The 22,930-nt window shown below is 53.1% G+C and carries 18 protein-coding genes; 5 read left to right on the forward strand and 13 right to left on the reverse strand.

Annotation, left to right across the window (positions count from 1 at the left end):
- Positions 1-9: 9 nt before the first annotated feature.
- Entirely contained in the window at positions 10-438 is a 429-nt protein-coding gene (locus ACK4HN_RS01155) for a hypothetical protein (protein ID WP_409868240.1), read from the forward strand.
- On the opposite strand, the gene ACK4HN_RS01160 is transcribed toward ACK4HN_RS01155, so the two are convergent.
- The 8 genes from ACK4HN_RS01160 to ACK4HN_RS01195 form a co-directional block, all read right to left on the reverse strand.
- Positions 435-4,157, reverse strand: coding sequence for an EAL domain-containing protein (locus ACK4HN_RS01160; protein WP_409877105.1), 3,723 nt, complete (start codon positions 4,155-4,157; stop codon positions 435-437). The genes ACK4HN_RS01155 and ACK4HN_RS01160 overlap by 4 nt on opposite strands.
- 483 nt (positions 4,158-4,640) lie before the next feature.
- Positions 4,641-5,042, reverse strand: a complete 402-nt coding sequence (locus tag ACK4HN_RS01165) for a hypothetical protein (RefSeq protein WP_409868242.1) — start codon at positions 5,040-5,042, stop codon at positions 4,641-4,643.
- A gap of 125 nt (positions 5,043-5,167) precedes the next feature.
- Positions 5,168-6,571: a 3-isopropylmalate dehydratase large subunit gene (gene leuC / locus ACK4HN_RS01170; protein WP_409868243.1), complete on the reverse strand. Its 1,404-nt coding sequence runs from the start codon at positions 6,569-6,571 to the stop codon at positions 5,168-5,170.
- A 144-nt stretch (positions 6,572-6,715) separates the two neighbouring features.
- On the reverse strand, positions 6,716-7,384 hold the full coding sequence (locus tag ACK4HN_RS01175) for a hypothetical protein (protein WP_409868244.1): 669 nt from the start codon (positions 7,382-7,384) through the stop codon (positions 6,716-6,718).
- A 2-nt stretch (positions 7,385-7,386) separates the two neighbouring features.
- On the reverse strand, positions 7,387-8,400 hold the full coding sequence (locus tag ACK4HN_RS01180) for a DNA-methyltransferase (protein WP_409868245.1): 1,014 nt from the start codon (positions 8,398-8,400) through the stop codon (positions 7,387-7,389).
- Between the two features lie 91 nt (positions 8,401-8,491).
- Positions 8,492-9,454 (reverse strand): glutathione synthase, encoded by a 963-nt coding sequence (gshB, locus tag ACK4HN_RS01185; RefSeq protein ID WP_409868246.1) that lies wholly within the window; start codon positions 9,452-9,454, stop codon positions 8,492-8,494.
- A 4-nt stretch (positions 9,455-9,458) separates the two neighbouring features.
- Complete coding sequence (gene grxC / locus ACK4HN_RS01190) at positions 9,459-9,722, reverse strand: glutaredoxin 3 (RefSeq protein ID WP_409868247.1); 264 nt, start codon at positions 9,720-9,722, stop codon at positions 9,459-9,461.
- A 103-nt stretch (positions 9,723-9,825) separates the two neighbouring features.
- Positions 9,826-11,157: an HlyD family secretion protein gene (locus ACK4HN_RS01195; protein ID WP_409868248.1), complete on the reverse strand. Its 1,332-nt coding sequence runs from the start codon at positions 11,155-11,157 to the stop codon at positions 9,826-9,828.
- A gap of 388 nt (positions 11,158-11,545) precedes the next feature.
- Between ACK4HN_RS01195 and ACK4HN_RS01200 the strand changes: the two genes are divergently transcribed.
- Positions 11,546-11,920 (forward strand): FHA domain-containing protein, encoded by a 375-nt coding sequence (locus tag ACK4HN_RS01200; RefSeq protein ID WP_409868249.1) that lies wholly within the window; start codon positions 11,546-11,548, stop codon positions 11,918-11,920.
- Positions 11,921-11,928: 8 nt separating this feature from the next.
- Positions 11,929-12,537: a biotin transporter BioY gene (locus tag ACK4HN_RS01205; protein WP_409868250.1), complete on the forward strand. Its 609-nt coding sequence runs from the start codon at positions 11,929-11,931 to the stop codon at positions 12,535-12,537.
- Here ACK4HN_RS01205 and cobN read toward each other — a convergent pair.
- Positions 12,534-16,217: a cobaltochelatase subunit CobN gene (gene cobN, locus ACK4HN_RS01210; RefSeq protein WP_409868251.1), complete on the reverse strand. Its 3,684-nt coding sequence runs from the start codon at positions 16,215-16,217 to the stop codon at positions 12,534-12,536. The genes ACK4HN_RS01205 and cobN overlap by 4 nt on opposite strands.
- A 157-nt stretch (positions 16,218-16,374) precedes the next feature.
- On the opposite strand from cobN, the gene ACK4HN_RS01215 reads away from it, so the two are divergent.
- Entirely contained in the window at positions 16,375-18,561 is a 2,187-nt protein-coding gene (locus tag ACK4HN_RS01215) for an ATP-binding protein (RefSeq protein ID WP_409877106.1), read from the forward strand.
- On the opposite strand, the gene coaE is transcribed toward ACK4HN_RS01215, so the two are convergent.
- From coaE to ACK4HN_RS01230, 3 genes are all read right to left on the reverse strand, one after another.
- Positions 18,532-19,143: a dephospho-CoA kinase gene (coaE, locus tag ACK4HN_RS01220; RefSeq protein WP_409868253.1), complete on the reverse strand. Its 612-nt coding sequence runs from the start codon at positions 19,141-19,143 to the stop codon at positions 18,532-18,534. The genes ACK4HN_RS01215 and coaE overlap by 30 nt on opposite strands.
- Positions 19,136-19,699 (reverse strand): FxLYD domain-containing protein, encoded by a 564-nt coding sequence (locus ACK4HN_RS01225; protein WP_409868254.1) that lies wholly within the window; start codon positions 19,697-19,699, stop codon positions 19,136-19,138. Before ACK4HN_RS01225 ends, coaE begins: the two co-directional genes overlap by 8 nt.
- Positions 19,700-19,799: 100 nt before the next feature.
- Positions 19,800-20,723, reverse strand: coding sequence for a DUF928 domain-containing protein (locus tag ACK4HN_RS01230; protein ID WP_409868255.1), 924 nt, complete (start codon positions 20,721-20,723; stop codon positions 19,800-19,802).
- Here ACK4HN_RS01230 and ACK4HN_RS01235 point away from each other — a divergent pair.
- A complete protein-coding gene (locus ACK4HN_RS01235; RefSeq protein ID WP_409868256.1) occupies positions 20,712-21,617 on the forward strand; it encodes a 7-carboxy-7-deazaguanine synthase QueE in 906 nt (301 codons plus the stop codon). The genes ACK4HN_RS01230 and ACK4HN_RS01235 overlap by 12 nt on opposite strands.
- Positions 21,618-21,619: 2 nt before the next feature.
- Here ACK4HN_RS01235 and ACK4HN_RS01240 read toward each other — a convergent pair whose 3' ends face one another.
- The gene (locus ACK4HN_RS01240; RefSeq protein WP_409868257.1) at positions 21,620-22,804 is read right to left on the reverse strand and encodes a hypothetical protein; all 1,185 of its coding nucleotides are present in this window, start codon (positions 22,802-22,804) and stop codon (positions 21,620-21,622) included.
- Positions 22,805-22,930 lie beyond the last annotated feature (126 nt).

Here is a 22,930-nt window from a genome sequence, read left to right on the forward strand (position 1 = left end):
GGGGTATCCATGGTGTGGGCAGTATTATCGGCAGAAGGGACTTGGGCACTAGCCAGCTATGGCGTGGTTGCCACCCTAATTCTGCTGTGGACAATCCTGCGATCGCGCCAATACCCCTCGCAAAAAGCCCCCCTTGAAGCGGAAGTGGCGCGGTTGCAAGATCACTGCCACCAACTCCAGCAGCAACTTCAGGCAATCGCCGCAGAAAATCAGCAATTACGCACAGAACGCGACTATTGGCAACAGCAACACCAAGCCCTCAGTGAGCAACTCACCACCCTCGAAGCAACGTATCAGCAACTGGAGAGAACGCTTCAACGCCTTGAACAGGCCCTTGCACAGCCTACCGACTGGTGGCAGGAAATAACGAAAAACTATCAAAGTTGGTGGGAAAGCCTGCCCTTTCTTCCCCATGAGGATACTAGCAGCACACCCTAGGGCAAGCAATCCACAGGCAATGGTGGATAAAAGCAATACCCTTGGCCGTAGCGACACCCAAGGTCAATTAATTGCGCGGCTTGGGTTGCCGTCTCCACCCCCTCTGCCACCACATCTAAGCGCAGGCTTTTGCCGAGGGCAATCACAGCACCAATAATTTCTTGAGCCGCTTGGCTTTGCTCTAGGCTCTGGACAAACGAGCGATCGATTTTCAGGGCGTGGATGGGCAACTGGTGCAACCGACTCAGGGAAGAGTAGCCGGTGCCAAAGTCATCAATGTTGAGGGCAACCCCCAGTTGTTGCAGTTCCTCCGCCACCTGCAAGGTAGCTTCAAGGTTGCGGATCATGGTCGTTTCGGTAATCTCCAGATGCAGAAGATGGGGGGGCAATTGGGCATTGTGCAACGCTGCCAAAATATCACTGACAAAGTGGGCATCCACCAGTTGTTGCGGCGAGATATTGATGGCTAAAGTCACAGTCTGGCGACGACTGTCCTGTTGCCGCCATTGACTAAATTCCTGTACCGCCCGTTCAAAGACCTGTCGGCCAAGGCTGACAATGAGACCGGCTTGCTCGGCAAGGGCAATAAATTCAGCGGCAGGAATTTCGCCCTTTTCCGGGTCAAACCAACGGCTGAGGGCTTCAAGACCCACGATCGACCCCGTTTCCAGCTCAATAATGGGCTGAAAGTACACTTGCAACTCACTATTGGCGATCGCCTGATGCAGTTGGCTCTCAAGGGTAAAGCAACTCTGAGCTTGGGAGTGCATTTGGGGATCGAAGACGCGAGACTGTCCCAATCCCTCTTTTTTGGCTTGGTACATGGCAATGTCAGCATCCCGCAGCAGGGTAGCGGCGGAGGCAGTCTCGCGATCGCTAAAGGCGACGCCAATACTAGCACTGAGACTCAACAGGTGCCCTTCAATGAGGAGGGGTTCCTGAATTACCCGCGCGAGGTCTGCCACCCGTGCTTGCACCTGCGTCACCATTTTTGCGGGGTCAAGGTCTTCACACAACACCACAAATTCATCGCCACTTAAGTGAGCCAAGGTATCCCCCTCTGGCACTACCCGCTGCATTCGCTGCGCAAGGGTAATCAGCACCTGATCGCCGGCCTGGTGCCCTAGGCTATCGTTTACCCGCTTAAAGCGATCAATATCAATAAAAACAACAGCAAAGGGGCGATCGCGATGGCGTTGATACTGGCGCCAACAATGTTGCAAGCGCTCTTGGAGTAAAGTACGGTTTGGCAGTCCCGTCAGAGCATCGTGGAGCGCATCGTGAATTAAGCGATCCTCCATTTCCTTGCGGCGGGTAATATCGCGCCCCACACATTGATACTCGATACAGCGGCCATGGTTGTCAAAGAAGGCACGGGTGGTCCATTCAAACCAAGCAAAACGTCCTTCACCAAAGGTGACGCCACATTCAATCGTGCTGATGGGCTGCGTGGGGGTAAGGGCTTGCAGGTGTTGTTGGAAACGTTGCTGTGTGAGGGTATCAAACGGGTGTTGGAGCAGCTCCCCAAGGTCACAACTGATCCCTGCCTCAGCCAAATAGCGGAAGAAGGCAGGATTGCCGAAGGTCAAGTGTCCCCCAGGGGTGCAACGATAGAGCAGTTCTGTCTGCGCTTCGAGAACCCGCCGATAGCGTTCCTTTTCCTGATGCAGGGCGCTTACCAATTCGGCACGGTGGATGCCAAAGCCCAGTTGTTCTCCCAGTTGGCGGATGAGTTCCACCTCGTCGGTTGCCCAAGGTCGAGGAGAAGAGCAGTGGTGGCACAGGAATAATCCCCAGAGGCGTTCCTCCTCAAGAATCGGTACCACTAATAGGGCACGCACCTGCAATTGTTTGAGAAAGTCGCGATGACACTGCCTTATTTCAGCGGTGTTAATATCAGCAACCGCCAGTACCCGTCCTTGGACATAGGCTTGAGCAGACTCGCGGTGGAAGCAGGGGTCATAGAAGGGGCGGTGCAGGAGGGAAAACTGTGCTGCCGCCACTGATTCAGCGACCACTTCACCCCGGCCATCAGCATAGAATTGAAAAATCAGTGTGCGATCAACGCCCAACAATTGACGCACTTCCTCAAGAGCAGTTTTGAGAACTGTCTCTAGATCAAGGGAACGACGAATATTCAGGGTTAGGCGATGGAGGAGTTCTGCTTGGGTTTGGCGTCGCTGTAATGACGTGGTCGAATCCACCTGAAGCGTAATATTCTGAGAAAAAACCGCCAGTCCTCGACCTGTGGGAAACACCCGCACCGCTAGCCATTGGTTTAAGCTCTGGCAAAACATCTCAAATTGGCAGGGGACTTGTGCTGCCATTACTCGTTGGCATTCTTGCTCAAAAACAGAGTTGCGGGCATCGGGAAAGACCTCCCACAGGAGTTGGCCGAGGAGTTGTGAGGCGGATTGGCTCACCAAGCGGCAGAAGTTCCCGTTGACGTAAATGATCCTAAAGTCGCGATCCACTTCAAAAAAGTGATCCGGCATGCTCTCCAAAATATCGGCCACTTGGCTATAGGCGGTTTGCAGGCGATCGCTAAATTGGCGCTGTTCGGTGACATCCCGTGCTGCCCCATAGATACGCCCTTGACTAAGAAGGCCTTGCCATTCGTACCAGCGGTAGTCTCCCCCTTGGGTGCGCAGGCGAATTATGTGGTTAGTGATTTGCTCTCCCGCTAGGAGGCGCTCCTGCATCTGCTGCTGGCGGGGGCGATCCTCTGGGTGGAGAAATTCTTCAAACTTTGCGCCGGCCAAGTGATTCAGGTCGTAACCAAGACAGGTTTGCCAGTGGTGATTGACCCGCCGCAATCGTCCCTGCGTGTCGGCAATCATAAATAGCTCTAGGGAGGAGCCAAAGAAATAATCTAACTCAGCCGTCTTTTGGGCAATTTCCGCTTGCAAGTGAAGGCGATCGCTAATATCCCGCTGCACACCAAAGTGGCCGATGATCTCTTTACTCTGGTTGTAAAGACAAACGTAGTTCCCCTCCACCCAAAAGGAGGTGCCATCACGGCGCCGCAGTTCAATTTCAACGTGAAAATGACCCAGATCAAACATTGCTCGCCACAGCCGTTTGGCCAGCTCCAGATCATGTTGAAAACAAATGCGCGGTGTGAGGCCAATGAGTTCTTCTGGTGGTAATTGATACTGCTGCGCAAAGGCACTATTGATGCGAGTCAGACGCTGGTGATCGAGGACATACTCTAATACTTCCTCTTTATTGACCGTCTCATCCCAGCGGATCGGACGATCCAACATCATGAAAAAACAGGCTTCAAGGGATTGCTGAAAAAAAGCTTCTAAAAGCTCTTGATTGGCCTGTAATTCTAGTTCCAGTTGACGGCGGCGAGTCACATCCCGCGACGTGGTCACTAGGAATACCACCTGTCCTGCATCGTCACAAATGGGGTGGGTCAGGGTTTCTAACCAAATATAAGCGCCATTTTTTTTGCGGATGCGATAGGTTTCGGTAATATTCACACTACCTTGCAGAGCAAGGGCATGGGCACCACTGCGGATGCGTTCGGCGTCGTCAGGGTGCAGTAGAGTGTAAGGACTCTTACCAATTAACTCTTCAGGGCGATAGCCAAGGATGGTCTCGCTGGAGGGAGTGAGATAGAGATACGTGCCATCCGGTTCATGCAGGCAAATGAGGTCATCGGTGTAGTTGACTAATAATTCAGTAAAGTGCTCAAATTCAGCTATGATCATTTTTAGTTTTCTAATTTTACTATTTTTATTGACATAACTTAGGGGAGACGGGAAGATGTGCTACTTTCTGGCCTTAACTTACTTAAACCCTCCCCCACAGCCCTAGGCAATCCCTACTTTACAGGTTTACAGAGGAGAGCCGCAGTTGGTAACAGCTGGTTTTCAGGGTCAATTTGTCTCGGTAAGGCACCTCTTGACAAAGCCAGTGGCGCGGAGAAGTTTCATGCCTAGTTGTGAGCTGAGAATAAGTGGCGGAAGTTCCTCCCATTAACCCATAATCGCTCATCAGCCAACAGCTTCCTGAAAAAGTCTTAAGAAGAGAATACATTAAGAGAGGGTCAGTGGTCTTCCCCTGAGAGGGTAGCCATAGGACATCAAGGGGGCACTAGCATGGTACCCCTGAAGTAAAGAGCACAGTGATGATTACGGCTGAGCTAACTAGGCCTTAGGCGAGGGGGAGTGGGATGTGGGTTTAGGGATTGTTTATGGATAGAGCCGCATATTTAGACGAGCCGTGGTGCCGGCCTGCGGACAGCGCAGACGGGGGGTATAGGTACCGCCAATCCGCCACACAGAAATATACCGGTTGCCCCGCACCCACTGAATGGTGACATCGCCACTACAGCCAAAATTGCCGGCGCGATCGCGATCGGTAAACCAGCCCCGTATCCAGCCGTTACCAACCGCTCTCACGGTAATTGCGCCATCATAAACCCGTCCATTGACTTCTGTCGTGTAGGACAAGATATCTCCTGGAAAGTGGGTGTATTGGTAGTCATAAATTTCCGTCATCCCACTATCGGAGATGAGGGTTTCTGCCGCTACTGGGAAAACAGGAACCAAGCTCAGCACCACTGCGCCTACCAGCCGCTGGAGAATAGCCATGGCTTTACTGCCTCCCTCCTTGGTAACCTTCTTTATCCCATTATTGACCCATCTTGCTTTGGGGTCAGAGATTCGTGACGAATGCTGCAAAATGTTTACAGCCTTTAAGAAACTTTTAGGAACCTTTAGAGGAAGGCGCGGACATCGGTGACTTCGCCGGCGATCGCTGCTGCTGCCACCATAGCTGGACTCATAAGCAGGGTGCGTCCTGTCGCCGATCCTTGGCGTCCTTTGAAGTTGCGATTCGAGGAGGAAGCGCTGAGCTGACGCCCCTGCAGTTTATCGGGATTCATGGCAAGGCACATTGAGCAGCCGGGGTTGCGCCATTCAAAGCCTGCCGCTTGGAAAATGACATCAAGACCCTCCGCTTCCGCTTGCGCTTTCACCCGTTCTGAACCGGGAACCACAAAGGCTTTGACACCGGGTTTCACCTTGCGTCCTTCGACCACTTTGGCAGCCTGTCGCAGATCACTGATGCGGCCATTGGTGCAACTGCCAATAAAGCAGACATCAATCTTGGTTCCCTGAATGGGTTGTCCCGGTTGCAGGTCCATGTAGGCATAGGCTTCAGCGGCAAGGGCGCGCTCTGCCTCCGGCAAACTCTCTAGGGTGGGCAAGGTCTCATCCACTGCAACGCTTTGGCCGGGGGTAATGCCCCATGTCACTGTTGGTGCAATATCAGCAGCCGTAAATGTGACCACATCATCGTATTCAGCATCCGCATCACTGGCTAGCGATCGCCACCACGCCACCGCCTCATCCCAATTTTTGCCCTGGGGGGCAAAAGGCCGCCCCTGCAAATAGGCAAAGGTGGTTTCGTCAGGGTTCATGTAGCCGCAGCGAGCACCCCCCTCAATGGCCATATTGCAGACGGTCATCCGCTCTTCCATGGACATCTGGGCAAACGTCGTGCCCGCAAACTCGTAGGCGTAGCCCACGCCCCCTTTAACCCCCAGTTGACGAATGAGGTAGAGAATCACATCCTTGGCATAGACCCCGGCGGCCATTGAGCCATTCACTTCCACACGGCGCACTTTCAGCTTATTCAGAGCTAGGGTTTGGGTGGCCAAGACATCTCGGACTTGACTAGTGCCAATGCCGAAGGCGATCGCGCCAAAGGCACCATGGGTCGAAGTGTGACTATCCCCGCAGGCGATCGTCATTCCTGGCTGGGTCAACCCTTGCTCAGGGGCAATCACATGGACAATCCCCTGACGACCGGAGCCAATCCCAAAGAAAGGAATATTGTGAGCGCGGCAATTCGCCTCAAGGGCTTGCAGCATCTCTTCAGCAAGAGCATCTTGGAGAGGACGCGCCAGCGTATCTGTCGGTACAATGTGATCTACCGTGGCCACGGTTCGTTGCGGATACAGCACCGGCAACCCCCGCTCCCGCAGCATGGCAAAGGCTTGGGGACTCGTGACTTCGTGAATGAGGTGCAGGCCAATAAACAGTTGTGTTTGCCCTGAAGGCAGTGTAGCCACTGTATGCTGTTCCCAAACCTTATCGAAGAGTGTACCGCGACTCATAGACTCGTCAAAAAATCCAGTTCATCAATTATAGGCAAAAGGAAGAGAGTCAGTACAGTGGTTATACAAGGCAAATACCCCTTTTCAGTCGCATTACAGCCATTTGTAGCTTGGTTTATGACGTTTAACTTTATGGAAAAAGCTTTAATCACTATGATTAAGCCAAAACTCCCGAACCTTTGTGAAGTATTTCGACCGCTCTTTAATCTTGCTAATTTCACGGGGATAGAATTTAGCCAATTTATCACACAACTCAAGCATCCACTGCTTACGGGAGTAGCCACGGTTAATCGTTAAAGCATTAGAGTTTGCAATCTGAATTTGACCCCAACCCAAAGCGCCAATTGTTAAGCAGTCCCACCCCAAAAACTCTATTGGCAGAAATTGAACATTTTCAACACTAATACGAGTTCCTTGAGCCTCATAGGCAATCAGCAAAATTGCAAAAACATTTTCATCTGATTCATAGAAACGAGCAAGGCGTTCTACAGAGGTTAAATTGGGCATATTAAACTTTGTACTCAATCTGTGGGTTTTCACGTCAATCACATAGTAGAATCCCTGATCATCCTCGAAAGCGAGATCAGCCATGGCTCTACGGGCAAAATGTGCTGAATAGTTTTTACAAATCTCTTCACCAAGAACTGCCTGTAGATGATTGCCAAGAATTTCCTGAATGGCATCACCAACAGCTCTTGGGCTATTCACTGTTGCAGCGGATAAGAAATCTTCTTGTGAATTCAAGAGTTTTTTGATGTTGCCTTCAACCTGATCAATCTTATTGCTATAGAAAATATGTTTTTTGCCATTCATCCTTATGTTCCTTCTAGCGAAAAAAGCTCTGGTTGGTGAGATAGCTGATCCCACTGATACGGCTTTTGTGCAGAACGTCCTTGCTCATTTAATGTGTTTCTTTCCCAAAACACGCCATCAGCATACCCCTGAATCGAAGTATCTACTTCAGCCATTTCAAGACGCTTCTCCGCTAGACAAGCATAGGTCTCATCCAATTCAACTCCCAAAAAACGCCTACCGAGCTTCTTGGCAACGACAGAGGTTGTTCCAGATCCGAGGAACGGATCAAAAATAGTATCCCCTGGATTGGAACTAGCTAAAATGACCTTAGCTAGTAGTTTCTCAGGCTTTTGGGTGGGATGATCTGTATTTTCTGGCATTGACCAAAAGGGCACAGTTAAGTCTGTCCATAGGTTAGAAGGATGGGTTAGACGGTAATTCCCTTCTTCTGTGGCTTCCCAGTCTTTGGGATGTCCATTGACTCTATAAGGAGCGATGACTTTACGCTTAAGCTTAACAGCCTCAACATTGAAGGTGTACTCATCAGAAACAGTGCAGAACCATATATCCTCAGAGGCATTTTTCCAATTCTTCTTTGCTCCTCGTCCTTTCTCGCGCTCCCATGTAATTCGGTTACGGACTCGAAAACGGTCTTTAATGACCTCAAATACAGCAAATGAAGATTCCCAATCAGAGCAAATGTAAATTGATGCAGTTGGTTTTAGAATTTTTTCAAGACTTGACAAACATGACTCTAGCCAATTGGTATAGTCCTCTAAACTTTTTTTCTTGAAGCTAATTGAGTTAAATACTTTATTCAGGTTGTAGGGCGGATCAATAAAAAGCAAATCAACAAATTGACTTGGGATAAAATTGACAACTTCAAAGATATCTTGATTGATGGTGCGGTTAATGATTTCTGATAGGCTCACAGGATGACTCAATCGTAGGAGTCGCTGTCGATACTTTGCTTTTTCTTGCTCGGTCAATGTGATTGTTCTATTTCTGGGGGCGCGTTCTTTGCTGTGGCTCATATCACTCTAGTAAAAATTTGACTAGTAGTCCCAGTTGCATCTCCTAAGTGGTTAAGAGTAGTTAAGCGCAACCCAATGTTAACCTAATAGCTTAACCCAATAGCCAAGCTATCACCCGTCGAGCAAGGCAGGTACCATTGAGGCGATCGATCTCGCGCACACCGGTGGGGCTAGTCACATTTACTTCGGTTAAGTAACCCCCAATGACATCAATCCCCACAAAGTAAAGGCCATCGCGCTGAAGCGCAGGGGCTAGGGTTTGACAAATCTGGCGATCGCGCTCTGTAATTTCGACGGCAGCCACCTGCCCACCGGCGGCCATATTACCCCGAAATTCGTCCCCTGTGGGAATCCGATTCACAGCACCAATGGGTTCACCATTCAGGAGAATAATGCGTTTATCACCTTCCTTGGCCGCTGGTAGGTACTCCTGCACCATCACGGGCAGTTGTCCGCGTTGGGTACTGATTTCAATCATTGAATTGAGGTTGCGATCGCCCGCCCGCAAAAAGAGAATCCCTTCCCCTGCCTTGCCCCCCAAGGGTTTGAGCACCGCCATGCCCTGCTGCTGCACAAATTCGCGAATCCGCTGCTTGTCCCCGGTCACAATGGTTTTGGGGATGACGCTGGGAAATTGCAGGGCATACATCTTTTCGTTGGCATGGCGCAACCCTGCTGGCGAGTTGAGCACAAGAGTGGTTTGGGGATCGACAAAATCCAGACAGTAGGTGGCATAGAGGTAAGCGGTATTCACAGGGGGATCCTTGCGCATCCACACGGCGCGAAAGGTATTGAGGGGTCGCCATTCCATTGCGCCCGCCTGAAACCAAGGTTGGGGAATTTGCCACTGCCCAGATACCAGTTGCACTGGCGATAACTGAATCGGCGTAACCGCCGCCCATACCTGACCTTCGCGGATCAGCAGTTGCGATATTTCTGTTACCCACACCTGTGCCCCTGCCGCTTGCGCTGCCTCCATTAAGGCGACACTGGTATCGTGGCCAGGGTCTAGGCTGGCAATGGGGTCAATGATAAAGGCAATATCTACGGCCATTCCCCTAGGCTGCCGCTTGCAGGAGAGCGTCCAGTTTTCCTTGCGCCTCTAGGGCATAGAGGTCATCGCAGCCACCAATGTGCTGATTATTAATGAAAATTTGCGGCAGCGATCGCCGGCCATGGGCACGTTGTGCCATTGCTTCACGGGCAGCTTCATCGCCATCAATGACGTACTCGGTAAATTTGACCCCTTTGCGCGTCAGCAATTCCTTTGCCCGAATACAAAAAGGACAGCGAGACCACGTATAGATTTCGACGTTGGCCACGGCTACACCTCGTTACAAAAGTTCACTTTGATTCCAGCCTAGCAAAAGGAGTGATGTTGCAACAAAGATTCAGCCCTACAGAGAAGACTCTACAGAGAAGAACTTAGGGGATAACCTGAAAGGTCACCCGTGCCGTGTAGCCCACATAGCAAAAGTTCCCCTCACCCCAGTCATGATCAGCATCTAGCTCGACACGCACCTGACTTTGACGTGGATAATTTTCGGGAATTGGGATGACCTGATCGTCGCCGGGGTTCAGGCGGCCTAAACCAGAGCGAATGTTGCTGACGGTGCCCTGCAGGGCTTTCCCCTTCTTGCCATAGGGTTCAATGGTGGCTCGCGTGCCCGGATGGATCAGGGGCAGCGACTTTTCTTCCACAAAGACATCAACCCACCGTCGCCCACAGTCCAACAGCTGCAAAATTTGATCCCCTTTGCCTAGAAACATGCCCGGCCTAGCATCCACCCGCCAAACATAACCGGCAATGGGAGCAGTCACCTTGACCACCTTGCGCTGAGCAACCTCCCGCTGCGCTTGAGCCACTTGCCGTTCTTGGGCAGCAATTTCCCGTTGTATGCCTTTGACGATCGCCTGCTGTTCGGCAATCTGAATTTGTAACTCTTGGAGCCGCAGGCGGGGGTCATAGTTGCTGCGGGTCTTGCGCAGGGTCAGTCCCAATTCTGCAGCACGGGCATCGGCCTTCAGGGCTTCAACAGTACGCACGGCAGCTTCCACCTCCCGTTGACGCGCAGCCACTTGGGCCTGGCTTTGTTGCAATTCCGTTAGCGCCGCGTCTGCTTGCGCTTGGGGCACTGCTCCTTGTTTTGCCAACTGGCTGAAGCGCCGGTAGTTAATTTTTGCTAATTGATAACGTGCCCTGGCATCGGCAAGATTCGCCTGCGCAGCCGCGAGTTCTGCTTGAGCAGCCGCCACTTGGCGTTGGGTTTGTGCAACCTCGAGTACCTGTTGATTGCGTTCATCCCGTTGGGCAGCAGCAAGGAGTTCCTGCAACTGGGCTAGCTTTGCCTGAGCGGCTGCCAATTCTCCTCGCCGCCGTTCTAACCATTTTTCGACTTCTTTAGCGCTGCCTTGACTGACATAGTCATTTTCTATGAGAGCTAGGGGCGCCTCCGTGGGTTCGACAAACTCACCTACCCGCGCTTCGAGTTTCTCCAGCGTTCCTTCCTCTGGCGCACGCACATTTACAATCACGCCATTAATGACCGCATCACGACTGCCCACCGTTGTTAAATGGCGGTAGAGAAACACGCCTGTAAAGGCAAGGATGCCACACCCGGCTGCAAGGACTAACAAATTGGCAAGGAGCGATCGCCGCAGTTTCAGTTGTTGCGTGAAAACAGCTGGCTTTTGCGTCTGATACAGTTGAGTTTTTTGAACAGGCTTCAACCTAGAGGCTAAGTCAACTTCTTTCATGGCTAATAATTCAGAACACAGGCTGGGAATTCTTTCTAAAATGTCTTGCTAACTTGGAATTTTCCTTTTTCAGAACCGGTGCCTTATAGATTGAGTTGCTTTTGGAGTGCTCTTGCTTTCGATTTCCTTATAATCTAAGCATAATTTTTAACGCCCTCTATCCGTGAAAACACTGAAAGTTGCCTCAGCGAAAATACTGAATTGGCAACAGTTTTCTAAACTACAAGACGATTGAAGGCAAGTGCCACTGATTTTGATCCGTGACTGCTTTAATCACCTTGTACCTCCAAGAAAAGCTTATATTCAGCATTCCTGAATGATCCAAGCGCAATCTGCCTGAAAAATCAACCAGAAATTTGTATGATGAAAGTATCAAGGGTAGACCTCCATGGCAAACCTTCCAAGCGTTGACAAACAAGCTTGGCTAATTGTGTGTTCCCAAAGCAGGGTGGTGGGCAAGTATCACCTCGCAGGCAAGGCTTTGTGGAAAATTGGCCGCGCCAGCAACTGTGACATCATCATCCACGATCCTTATATTTCCCGACATCAGGCCACTATTGAACTGCGGCCTCGCGGAAATGCCCTTGTATATCTAATTCGTGACCACAACAGTCGCAATGGCACCCTGATTAATGGCACGCCCCTCATCAAAGAGCGGGTATTGCACCATGGGGACATTATCATGATGGGGGAGACGGATCTCACGTTTTGCTACACGAGTCCGACCCCGCCAGTCACGTCGGAGGTGTTGCAGGACTCTTGAGAAACGACTTGTCACTCCTTGATGAATTTTTGTGGGCGATTTTGGGTCTCCTCCTCACCGTGACCGGCACGTTTATGGAAGCAGCGATCGCTATCCCCAACCTTTTCAACGAGGGGGGGCAATTGGTTTTGCCCAGTTCATGGGCAGCGGTTCCCGTGTATGCCTTACCCGTATCCTACCAAGTTGCAGCGGTTCTCTTGGTCGGCTGTATGGGAGGACGGCAGGCGGCAGCCCTCTCGCAAATGGCCTATTTGATACTGGGGCTGAGTGGCTTTCAGGTGTTTTCCCAAGGGGGCGGTCTGGACTATTGGCGTGAACCGACATTCGGGTATCTCTTGGGGTTTGTACCAGGGGCGTGGGTCTGTGGGTGGCTTGCCTTTCGCCCCCAAAGGCAGGTGAGTTTGGAATGGCTTGCCTTAAGTAGCTTAGCAGGACTGGCTCTGATTCATGGTTGCGGTGTCCTCTACCTCGGCGGTCTGGCTCTGGCAGGGCAGTTGAGTCAACCCTTGGGGGAGTTATTAGAGCAGTATTCCCTTTTTGCCTTGCCGGGGCAGTTGGTGATTGTCTGCGTGGTGGCCACCGTGGCGCGGGTGTTGCGCTGGATTTTGCTGTACTAAGAGGCAAATTGATTTTCAATCAACCCTTCAGCCTCCAAAGCAAGCGATCGCAGGCGGTCTAATATCTCTGGATCAGGTGCCTGCCAGAGTTGACGTAGGGCAGCTTCGAGGAGTCGCTCAGCCATGTCCCGCAAGGCCCAAGGATTATGCTGCGCCACAAAGGTTTGCATTTCGGCATCGAGCAAATAGGTCTGGGCAACGCCTGTAAACACATAGTCGGGTACACAGCGAGCGGTGGCGGCGTAGCCAAAGAGATAGTCCACCGTGGCGGCCATTTCAAAGGCACCTTTGTAGCCATGGCGTTTGATGCCTGCTAGCCATTTGGGATTGATCACACGGGAGCGATAGACCCGCAGTAGCTCTTCTTGGAGAGTGCGAATTTTGGGTTGTTCTGGCCGTGAGTGATCGCCAAAGTAAACCGTAGGCTGCTGCCCCGATCGCGATCGCACCGCCACGGTCAACCCCCCATGAAACTGGTAATAGTCATCGGAGTCCAACAGATCATGCTCGCGGTTGTCTTGGTTTTGCAGCACCACTTGCAACTGACTCAGCCGCTGCTCAAGGGCTTCGGCAGCATTGTGGCTGTGGGCTTCGCCGGTGTAGGCATAGCTACTCCAGTGAATATAAGCGCGAGCCAAGTCCTCATCCCCCTGCCAGTTTTGGGCTTCCATCAGTCCTTGGAGTCCCGCGCCATAGGCTCCCGGTTTAGAGCCAAAGATGCGAAAACGTGCCCGTTCCTGCGCCTGCTCACGGGAAAGCCCCTGCTGTTGCCAATACTCGGTTTCCTTGGCCACTTGAGCAGCCAAGGGATTTTGGTCGGGGGGTTCATCCAACTGGCTCACCCGCTGCACCGCCGCATCAAAAAGGGCAATCAAGTTGGGAAAGGCATCGCGGAAAAAGCCAGAAATTCGCAGCATCACATCCACGCGGGGGCGTCCCAACAGCGACAGGGGAATTATCTCTAAATCCACCACCCGCCGTGAGGCTCCCTCCCACACCGGTCGTACCCCCAACAGAGCAAGGGCTTGGGCAATATCATCGCCACCCGTGCGCATCGTGGCTGTGCCCCACACCGAGAGGCCAAGGGTACGCGGAAATTCGCCATGCTCCTGACAATAGCGTTCGATGAGGGCGGCTGCTGATCGCTCCGCCAACGCCCAAGCCGCCTCGGTGGGAACTGCCCGCAGATCCACGGCGTAGAAATTGCGGCCTGTGGGTAGAACATCGGGACGACCGCGCGTCGGGGCACCGGCAGCGCCACTGGGAACATAGCCGCCATTGAGGCCATGGAGCAAGTGATCAATTTCTTGGCAAGTTTGTTGCAGGGCAGGATAGAGTACCGTGCGAATCCACGCCAGTACCTGCTGGGTTGCTTTGCCACAGGGCAGGGAAGGTTTACCTTGGATGAGGCTCTCCACGAGGGTTGCCGCCGTCTCCTCGAGGGCATTTTGCCATTCCCCCACAGAGCGATAGCCAGGGATAGGACTGGGAGCCGTTGGATCCGCAGTCAGGGGGTCTAGATCTACTCCTTGGTCTTGGGCAAGAGCGCGTGTGAGACCCCTATGCTGCGCACTGGGACTGCGGGCAATGGCAATGAGGAGATCCCGCAACTGTTGCCCTTGGGGACAGTGCCCAAGAATATGCAGGCCATCGCGGATTTGGGCATCGCGCAGATCGCAGAGGTAGCCATCGGTACGCGCTAGCCATGCCGTCCACGTTTCCTCTGGATGGGGGGCAGCAATTTCTTGATCTAAATCGAGTTCTTTGACGAGGGCTTCAATCTGCTGCCGCAGAATCTGCAGGCGGGGGCGATCAAACTGCTCAGCGGCGTAGTATTCCTCAATGTAGTGGCTGAGGGTCTCTAAACCACCGTACAGCTCCGCACGGGTAAGGGGCGGTGTCAAGTGATCCAAAATTACCGCCTGAGCACGCCGTTTGGCTTGGGCACCTTCGCCAGGGTCGTTGACAATAAAGGGATAAAAGTGGGGGATAGGCCCAAGGGCAATTTCCGGAAAACAGGCTTCACTGAGGGCAATCCCTTTGCCGGGCAGCCATTCTAAATTGCCGTGTTTGCCGACATGGACAATGGCATCTGCCCCAAAGACATAGCGCAGCCAAAAGTAAAAGGCGAGGTAGTCTGGGGTAGGTTCCAAGTCGGGGGCGTGATAATTCAAGCTGGGGTCGCGATCGTAGCCGCGACTGGGTTGGACACCGACAAAGATGTTGCCCCAGCACTCCCCCGCAATGGGTAAGTCGGCGGTGGGCGATGGCCAGCGCTCGTTAATGGCTGCTTGGGCGGTCTGGGGTAGCCTTTGAAAATAGCGCTGGTAGTCTTCAAGGGAGAGGGTGTAGCGGGGGAGGCGCCACGAATGGCCTTCAGGATCGTTGGTGGAGTAGCGGCAAAGGTGGCGAATGAGGGCATCGCCGTCTGGGGGGAGGGGATTGGCGCCAAGATCATAGCCGGCCCGCTGGAGTGCCTTGAGCAGTTCTACCGTGCTGTTGGGGGTATCCAGACCCACGCCATTGGCAAGGCGACCATCGCGGCAGGGATAGTTGGCCAAAATCAGGGCAATACGGCGTTGGCGGGGGGCTTTGCGGCGCAGGTTGAGCCAGTTGGCGGCCAGATCACTCACCCATTGCAGGCGATCGCCCGCTGGGGCATAGGTGGTCACCGCTGTTTCCACTTCTGGTTGAATTTGCGACACGGCCTTGAAGGACACCGCACGGGTAATAATGCGGCCATCCACCTCCGGCAAGACCACGTGCATGGCAAGGTCGCGGGGGGTCAGCCCTTGGGGATGCTCTTGCCAAGTCGCGTAGGTGCTGCTGCTGAGAATGACCTGTAACACGGGGACATCCAACTGCTGCCACAGAGTTGCCTCGTTGGCTCTGGCGATCGCAAACCCCGTGGTATTGAGGATCAGTTGCACCTTGCCCTGCCATGCCGCCAGTAGCTCCCGTTGAATTTCGGGGTCCTGCAGGGAGGAAACAAACACGGGCACCGGTGCCAGTTGTCGCTGTACCACGGCCTGAGCGAGGGCATCAATCACCACGGTATTGCCCGCCAAGTAGTGGGCGCGGTAAAAGAGAATGCCCACCTGTGGCCAGTCGCTGGCTATGGGTGCGGCAATTGGATAGGTGCCCCAACGCGGAATCCTTTGGGGAGGCAGGGGAGGCTGCCCCCAACCACAGCCGTAGTGGCCAATGAATTCCAAAGCGCGCTGAATATTTTCCTGCCCCCCCTCGCAGAAGTACTGCCAGAGGCGATCCACGCGTGCTAGGGGCCAACTGGAAAGGCTCATCAGTTCTAGGTCGGGGCGATCGTCCCCCGGCAGTAGGATCAACTGCCCCCCGCGATCGCTGACCATTTGCTGCGCCACCTCTAGGCCATAGCTCCAATAGCCCCGTCCCCCCAAAAGGCGAATCACGACAACCTCAGCCTTCGCTAGGACGCGATCGCCATAGTCATCAATGGCGGCAGCCGCTTGTAAATGCAGTAAGTTGGCAAGGCGCAGTGGTGGAAAGTCCTCAGGCAGTCGGTTGTAGGCTTGAGCCAGCAGGGCAATATCCGTATCCGCTGCCGTTAAAATAACAATGGGCGCACTGCTTTGCTGTAGAAATGCAACTTGCTGGTTATCTGTGGCAACAGAAAGATCACTTAATGTAAGAATTCGATGCATACCTTGACAAGACGATTAAAGAAACTGGTGGGCTTTTCCCTCTGTTCCTCTTCAAGCGCTACAACAGAAATTAATGGGAAAAGCCTTTAGCGATCGCGCCCCGCACGCTGATGCCACTTCCTGCGATGAGCCGATCAAGCATTGAATTTCAAAAACTATGCCCCAGCCCGTCTTTGATCGAATTTTACCAGCATTTTTCTACGAGCGAATCGCCACAGTCTTGCTCGCAGAAGCTAGCCAGCGTGGAGCAACGGTTCTTAGCCGTGAAGATGTTATAGCGTCTGCCGATGCCCCTTTTCTCGTCATTGTGGCAGAGACCTTTGCGCTGCTGTTGCAGGCAGAACCCGTACCGCAGATGAGTGCCTATCGGGTGGAAATTCTGACTGACCCTAGGGCGATCGCCCGCTTTTTACGCAAAATCCGCAGCCAAGTTCCTGTGAACCGCCGCCCCCTGATCCGTACAGTGTTGCGGCAACTAGCTCCTTTGAATACTCAGGAACCCCTGCTGCCCGCTGATCTGGCGATCGCCCTCATGGCTGTCCTCAGTGAAGAAACCACTGCCCAGTGCCAAACTTGCCAACCCCTGGTAACGGCTGCCCTCAACGAACGCCAAGCCCAAGAACGACTGCTGCACCAGGTGACAACCCAGATTCGCCAGAGCCTTGAGCTGCCTGAACTCCTGAAAACAGCTGTGGATCGCATTCGTGAGTTTTTGCATGTGGATCGGTTGCTGGTGGGGCAATTCGGTGAGACCCAAGGGGAACTGCACGGGCAAATTACCTATGAATCCTGCCGCAATGGGAGTGTTCCATCTGTTCTAGGGCTATGGGATGACTGTTGGCAGTGGTCAGCCCTACCCAGCAGCAGCTATCAGCGCTTAAGTCGTGGCGAGACCATTGTTGTGAGCAACATTGAGCAGTTTTACAAAGAAGTGCCCTGTCTCCAGTCCTTTGCCGCCCGCTGGCAGATCAAGGCATGGTTGATTGTGCCAATTCTGGTTCAGGAAAAACTCTGGGGGGTGCTCATTGCCCACCAGTGCGATCGCCCCCGCCAGTGGCAACCCCAAGAGGTGGAATTTCTCACTCACCTCAGTCAACACCTGAGCATTGCCATTTATCAAGCCCAACTCTACAGCGAACTCCAACAGCAAAAGGCCACCCTCGAACAGCGGGTCAATGAACGCACCCAAGCGCTGCGGGAAGCTCTCAGTGCCATGGAAGCTGCCCATCGCATTAAAAACGACTTTTTGGCCACCATGAGCCATGAACTGCGCACACCCCTTACTTGTATCATTGGGGTTTCCGCCACCCTATTACGCTGGCCCCTTGATGCGGCAAAACAGCGGGAATATCTGGAAATTATCCATGAGAGTGGCACGCACCTACTGGAGTTGATCAACAGTATTCTCGATCTCTCTCAGGCGGAATTCGGGCGATCGCACCTGCATCGCAGCACCTTTTCGATTCGGCAACTGTGTACAGACTGCATAGAAGTCGTCAAACCCCAAGCCCATCGCCATCAGGTGAACCTGCACCACCAACTGATGATTCCCCCTAGTCGCGATCGCTTTTGGGGAGACTATCGCCGCATTCAGCAAATTCTGATTAACCTGCTCAGCAATGCTATTAAGTTTACCCCCGCCATGGGGGAAGTGATCCTGCGGGCATGGTGGAGAGAGGATGAACTGATTTTCCAAGTGCAGGACAATGGCATTGGCATTCCTGCTCACCTGCAACCCCTACTGTTTCAAAAGTTTCAGCAGTTGGATAGCTCCTTTGGTCGGGCCTACACAGGTGCAGGTTTAGGGCTAGCCCTTACCAAGCAGTGGGTGGATTTGCACCAGGGCTGGATCGAGGTCGAGTCCACTGAGGGCAAAGGCAGTACGTTCACGGTGGGGCTGCCGGCAATCCCCTCAGAACCTGTGTCAGAACTCCCAAAACACAAGCTGGATGTCCCACCCTTAGCAACAACGGATATGCTGGTGGAGCCTGAAGGGCGGATTGTGCTCGTGAGTGAAGATGAGGCCACTGCCACGCTGATCTGTTCGATTTTGACCACCGCAGGCTATCAGGTGATTTGGCTGGTGGATGGTGAAGTGGAGCGGCTGCTAGCACTCACCCCTATGGCGGTTTTGTTGGCGGAACCCTTTAGCTATGGGGATGTGCAGGAGCTGGTGGATCAGTTGCGGCAACGCTGTACTCCTGAGCAACTCAAGATTTTCATTTTGGGAGCAGAGGGGAACTATCAAGGGGTCGATCGCTACATTCCCCTGCCGATTAATCCAGAAAGTTTCCTGCAACAGATGACAATGGGGCTAACTTCCCTTGCCATTTCTGCCCAGTAGGGAAAAGGCCTGATCCACCTGACGATAAAGTTCCTCAAGAGAGCCGGTATTCCAGAGCACTATGTCTGCCCGCTGAATTTTCTCCTCTAGGGGCAGTTGACTGGCTAGGCGTTGGGCGGCTGCATGTGCGCAGAGGCGATCGCGCTGCTGAAGACGGTCTAATTGTTGCTTCGGTGTGGCGGCCACTACCCATATATGATCCACAAGGCCTTCAAGGTGCGCTTCAAAGAGCAGAGGAATGACCAAGGCCATCAGGGGTTGATCGCAGGTGTTAATCGCTCGCTCCATCTTGGCAATTACCCAAGGATGGATTTGTGCCTCTAACCATTGGCGCTCTTCAGGCTGGGCAAAGACAATGTCCCCCAAGCGAGAGCGATCGAGGCTGCCATCACGACGGCAAATCTTACCCCCATAACGATCAACAATGGCTTGATAAATGGGTGTGCCGACGGCAACCGCCTGCCGCGCTAATACATCGGCATCCACAATGGGCACCCCATAGCATTGCTGCAAATAGGCAGCCACCACCGATTTACCACAGGCAATCCCCCCGGTGATACCGAGACGAAAGGGTCTAGACACCCCCTTGCAGCACTACCGCTGGCTGACTCAACCGCACCTGTGCGCCAATATCCGCTGGCACATTAGGGAGCATTTTTTGATATGTCACCGTCTGACCGGGAGCGACTGTTGACGGTTCTGGAGTCGCCGCACCCGTTTGCAGAAGCTCGCCGTTGGCACCCACCACTTCATAGTTAATGGCTTGGATGGTTACGGGTTGGCGGTTATTGTTCGTCACGGTGCCTGTCACCACTGAAGAACCGGGTAATTTGAGGACAGGCTGAAGCTGCGGCTGACCGACGCGGATATTGCGCAGGAGCTGCTGTTCCAAAACTTTAGGATCGACTTCTTGGGGAGTTTCTGAGGTTGTCGGTGTAGAGGCGGCTGCCGTTGCCCCTGAAAGGTTGAGTAAATGGTTCCAGTAGCGTTGATTGCGCCCCCACTCATTGGGAGAGTTACCAATAATCACAATGTCACCCGCCGCCCGTTGTGCCAAGGCAGGTAGAGGGGCGATCGCTCCAAGGAGCACAATACTAGTTAGCCAAAGGGGAAATGGCGATCGCGTTACCTTTAGCATGGCGCACACTCCTAATCAACGCAGCCTACCTTCTATCCTAGTGCAACTTCATGTGGGGAATGTTCTCAGCCAACCGCCCTCAATATCAGCACAGGAGTCCCTAGGGCAACAGGGGCATATTGACAATTTGGGGATCAATGCCCGCACTCTTGAGGACATCCTGCCACTGCCGCTTGATTGTAGCGTCATTGGGATTGCTTTGCTGCAATTCCACAAGGGTTGCCAAGGTATCGTTCCAGAGCTGACTGGTGGCCAAAAGGGGCAGACGATCAGCCGCTGGGATTGTAGTGATTACTTTGGTAAGGTTCCTGTCTAACTCGGCCCGCTCAATCCAACCCGTCACAAAGGGGTTGGCATCCGGTTCATTGGGCTTACAGGTGAGGGAGAAGATCCACTGGTATTTTTGCCCCGGCTGCAGATTTACCTTAGCGGCATCTACCCTCACGGGCAAAATACCGGCTTTACCATTTAGGGGGACTTGCTGGGTCAATAGCAGCTCCCCTGCTTCTGAAAGCAGCAGCAGTTCCGCCGATTTGGCCGTGCTTTGGGGAACAAAGAAAAAGAGACTGGGATTGGCCACCGCCGTCGTCCCCAAGTTGTTATCGGGCACAAGGGCGACGATTTTTGTCAGGGAGCCTTGGGTGCATTCACCAAAGCGTGTGGCACCTGCGACTCGTTGCCCCGGCATGCCACGATTCGGGGGCACAAAGGTAAGGTGGTTACGTGATTGAGCAGCGTAGCGATCGCGAGCAATATAGGCCTCCACATTACTAATGGCCGTGAGGGCATAGCGGTCAGCGGGACGCAAGCTGAGGGCACGGCGGAAATTCACCAAAGCCGATTGATAGTCGCGCTTGGCAGTCAGTTGATACCCCCGCTGCATGTAGCGATCAAACTCACTGGTTTGGCTAGAGGGATTTTGGGCAACAGCAGGTAACGATGGCAAAATGATTGGCAGGGCACCCATCCCCATTGCCAAGGTACCGAGGACTAGCCACGAAAGGCCAAAACGGTGGGCAGACATAGCACTGACCTACTGAACACGCTAACTATCTTTAAGGTACTATCGAAAAGAATGCCCGACTGTGATCAGGCTTGCCCATCCCCTGTGATTTCTGTAAAAGAGCAGCAAACGAACGATCATTTTTCCCTTGCCCAGATCACGCTTCCTTTGGTGGAGCTGTTCTCAGCGATTCAAGGGGAGGGCGCCAATGTGGGGTGTCGGCAAATTTTTATTCGCTTGGCAGGCTGTGATCTCCGCTGCACCTATTGTGACAGTGCTCATACGTGGTTTGTTCCCGCCCATGCCCTGATTGAAGAACAAGCGGGCGATCGCCACTTTCAAACCGTTGCCAACCCCGTGACTGCTGCCCATATTCTCAAAGCTGTCCAGCAGCTCAATACACCGCCCATCCATGACAGTATTAGCCTCACTGGTGGTGAACCGCTGCTCCATGCTGCCACACTGGCACTATTTTTGCCCCTGCTGAAAGCCCATAGCTCCCTGCCCCTCTACCTTGAAACCGGCGGACATCATCCAGAAGCACTGGAGCAGATTCTTCCCTATGTTGATAGCGTGGGTATGGACATCAAGCTCCCCAGTGTCAGTGGGGAGTGCCATTGGTCAGCCCATGAAGCCTTTTTGCGCCTGTGCGATCGCGCCCCTGTCGAGGTCTTTTGTAAAGTAATTATTTCCGAAACTACCGACCCTGCTGATCTCGATCGTCTCAGTGACCTTGTGGCCAGCGTGAATCCCGATATCCCTGTCTTCCTCCAACCTGTCACCCCCATCGGTACCGGTCGCTATACCCCCCCACCCACCCCCGCACAGGTTCTCGCATGGCAAGGGCAACTCAAGGCACGGCTGACCCATGTGCGCGTCATTCCCCAAACCCACAAATTTCTTGGCCAGCGCTAGGCTTATTTCTTAATCAAAATATAGGCACGGACATGATCCGGTAGGTGACGGGCAGCGGCTTGATAGCTGGCACGGTCAGGAAAAATGCCTGCTAGAAAGTCCAACTGATAGAGATTGGGCATAAAGGCTCCCCCCGTATCGGCAATCACACCAAGGCGCAGTTTAGGTTGCCTGCCCCGCGTATCCTCAATCACCACGACGCGCCCCAGACCGATATTCCAGACATCCCCCGCAAAGGTCACCTCAGGTTGAATATTGATTTTATTTTCAATAGTGCTGCCATAGCCCTTGATGGCGGCCACCTGGCGAAAATACCAGTAGCGGCGCTGATCGTAGGGGGAAACCCCCTTGGCAAAGGGAAGACCATTGTTGCGATCCACATTGAAAAAGGCTTCAGTGCCATCGGTAAATTGCACGAGAATTGTCCCCTGCATCAGGGCATCCTCAAGCCCTCTCCTCGTCAAGTAGGCCAGAGGCTTTACCCGTCCATAGAGGGAACCACCCGATTCAAAAATCCCTTCCAGTACCTGTTGTTTTGTCAGTTGCTTATAAAATAAGTCCTCAGGTTGATCGGGAACACGGGGTGGCAGTGCATAAAGTGCCGTATTGTAGGTCTCCGAGCGGGTGCGTGATCCGCGATGGGTAAATATCGCGTAGTTGGTGAGGCGCAATTCCTCAGTTTGGTTTGGATTGCGGGGATTGTGGGGCAGCCATTGAATGACACGAAAGTGCTGATTAATAAATGTGGGATCTTGTAAACGAATCGGGCGCCGGCGACTGATATCCTCTGTGAGTGTTGCAATCATAAAGTCTAGGGTGTCGAGGACTTGGGGCAGCGTGACCCCCTTGGTTGCCAGAATGCCCTCCCGCTGAGTAATGGGGTCTGTGTCACTAAAGTCTTGAAAATACTGGCGAGTGCTACGCAACACTTGTAGCAACTTCATGGGGGCGGTGCTAATGCGATGGGAGGGCAGGGGACGATCGCGAAACAGGTTCCGCCCATCCACTTGAAACTGGGGCTGGCCAAACTCATCCAGCGCGGTGTACAGGGGAGATGCAGCGACAGGGGACGATGTAACCGTTGCAGCGACTTCTGCGGGTGCTGACGGCACCGTTGCCGCTTGACAGCCCACCGTCAAGAACATCATACTCAGACAACTTGCCGCACTCAGCCAGTAAAACCGCATAGGCACACATTGGAATAGGTACACATGGAATATACTTAGCCTGCACTCCCTGATCCTCGCATAGCAGGTGGGGGTTAAGGGGCGGCAATCTAGGGAACTGGAGTTGCCAATCAATAAATCATCGTA

The organism is Thermosynechococcus sp. (assembly GCF_046299655.1).
In the GTDB taxonomy this organism is placed as follows: domain Bacteria; phylum Cyanobacteriota; class Cyanobacteriia; order Thermosynechococcales; family Thermosynechococcaceae; genus Thermosynechococcus.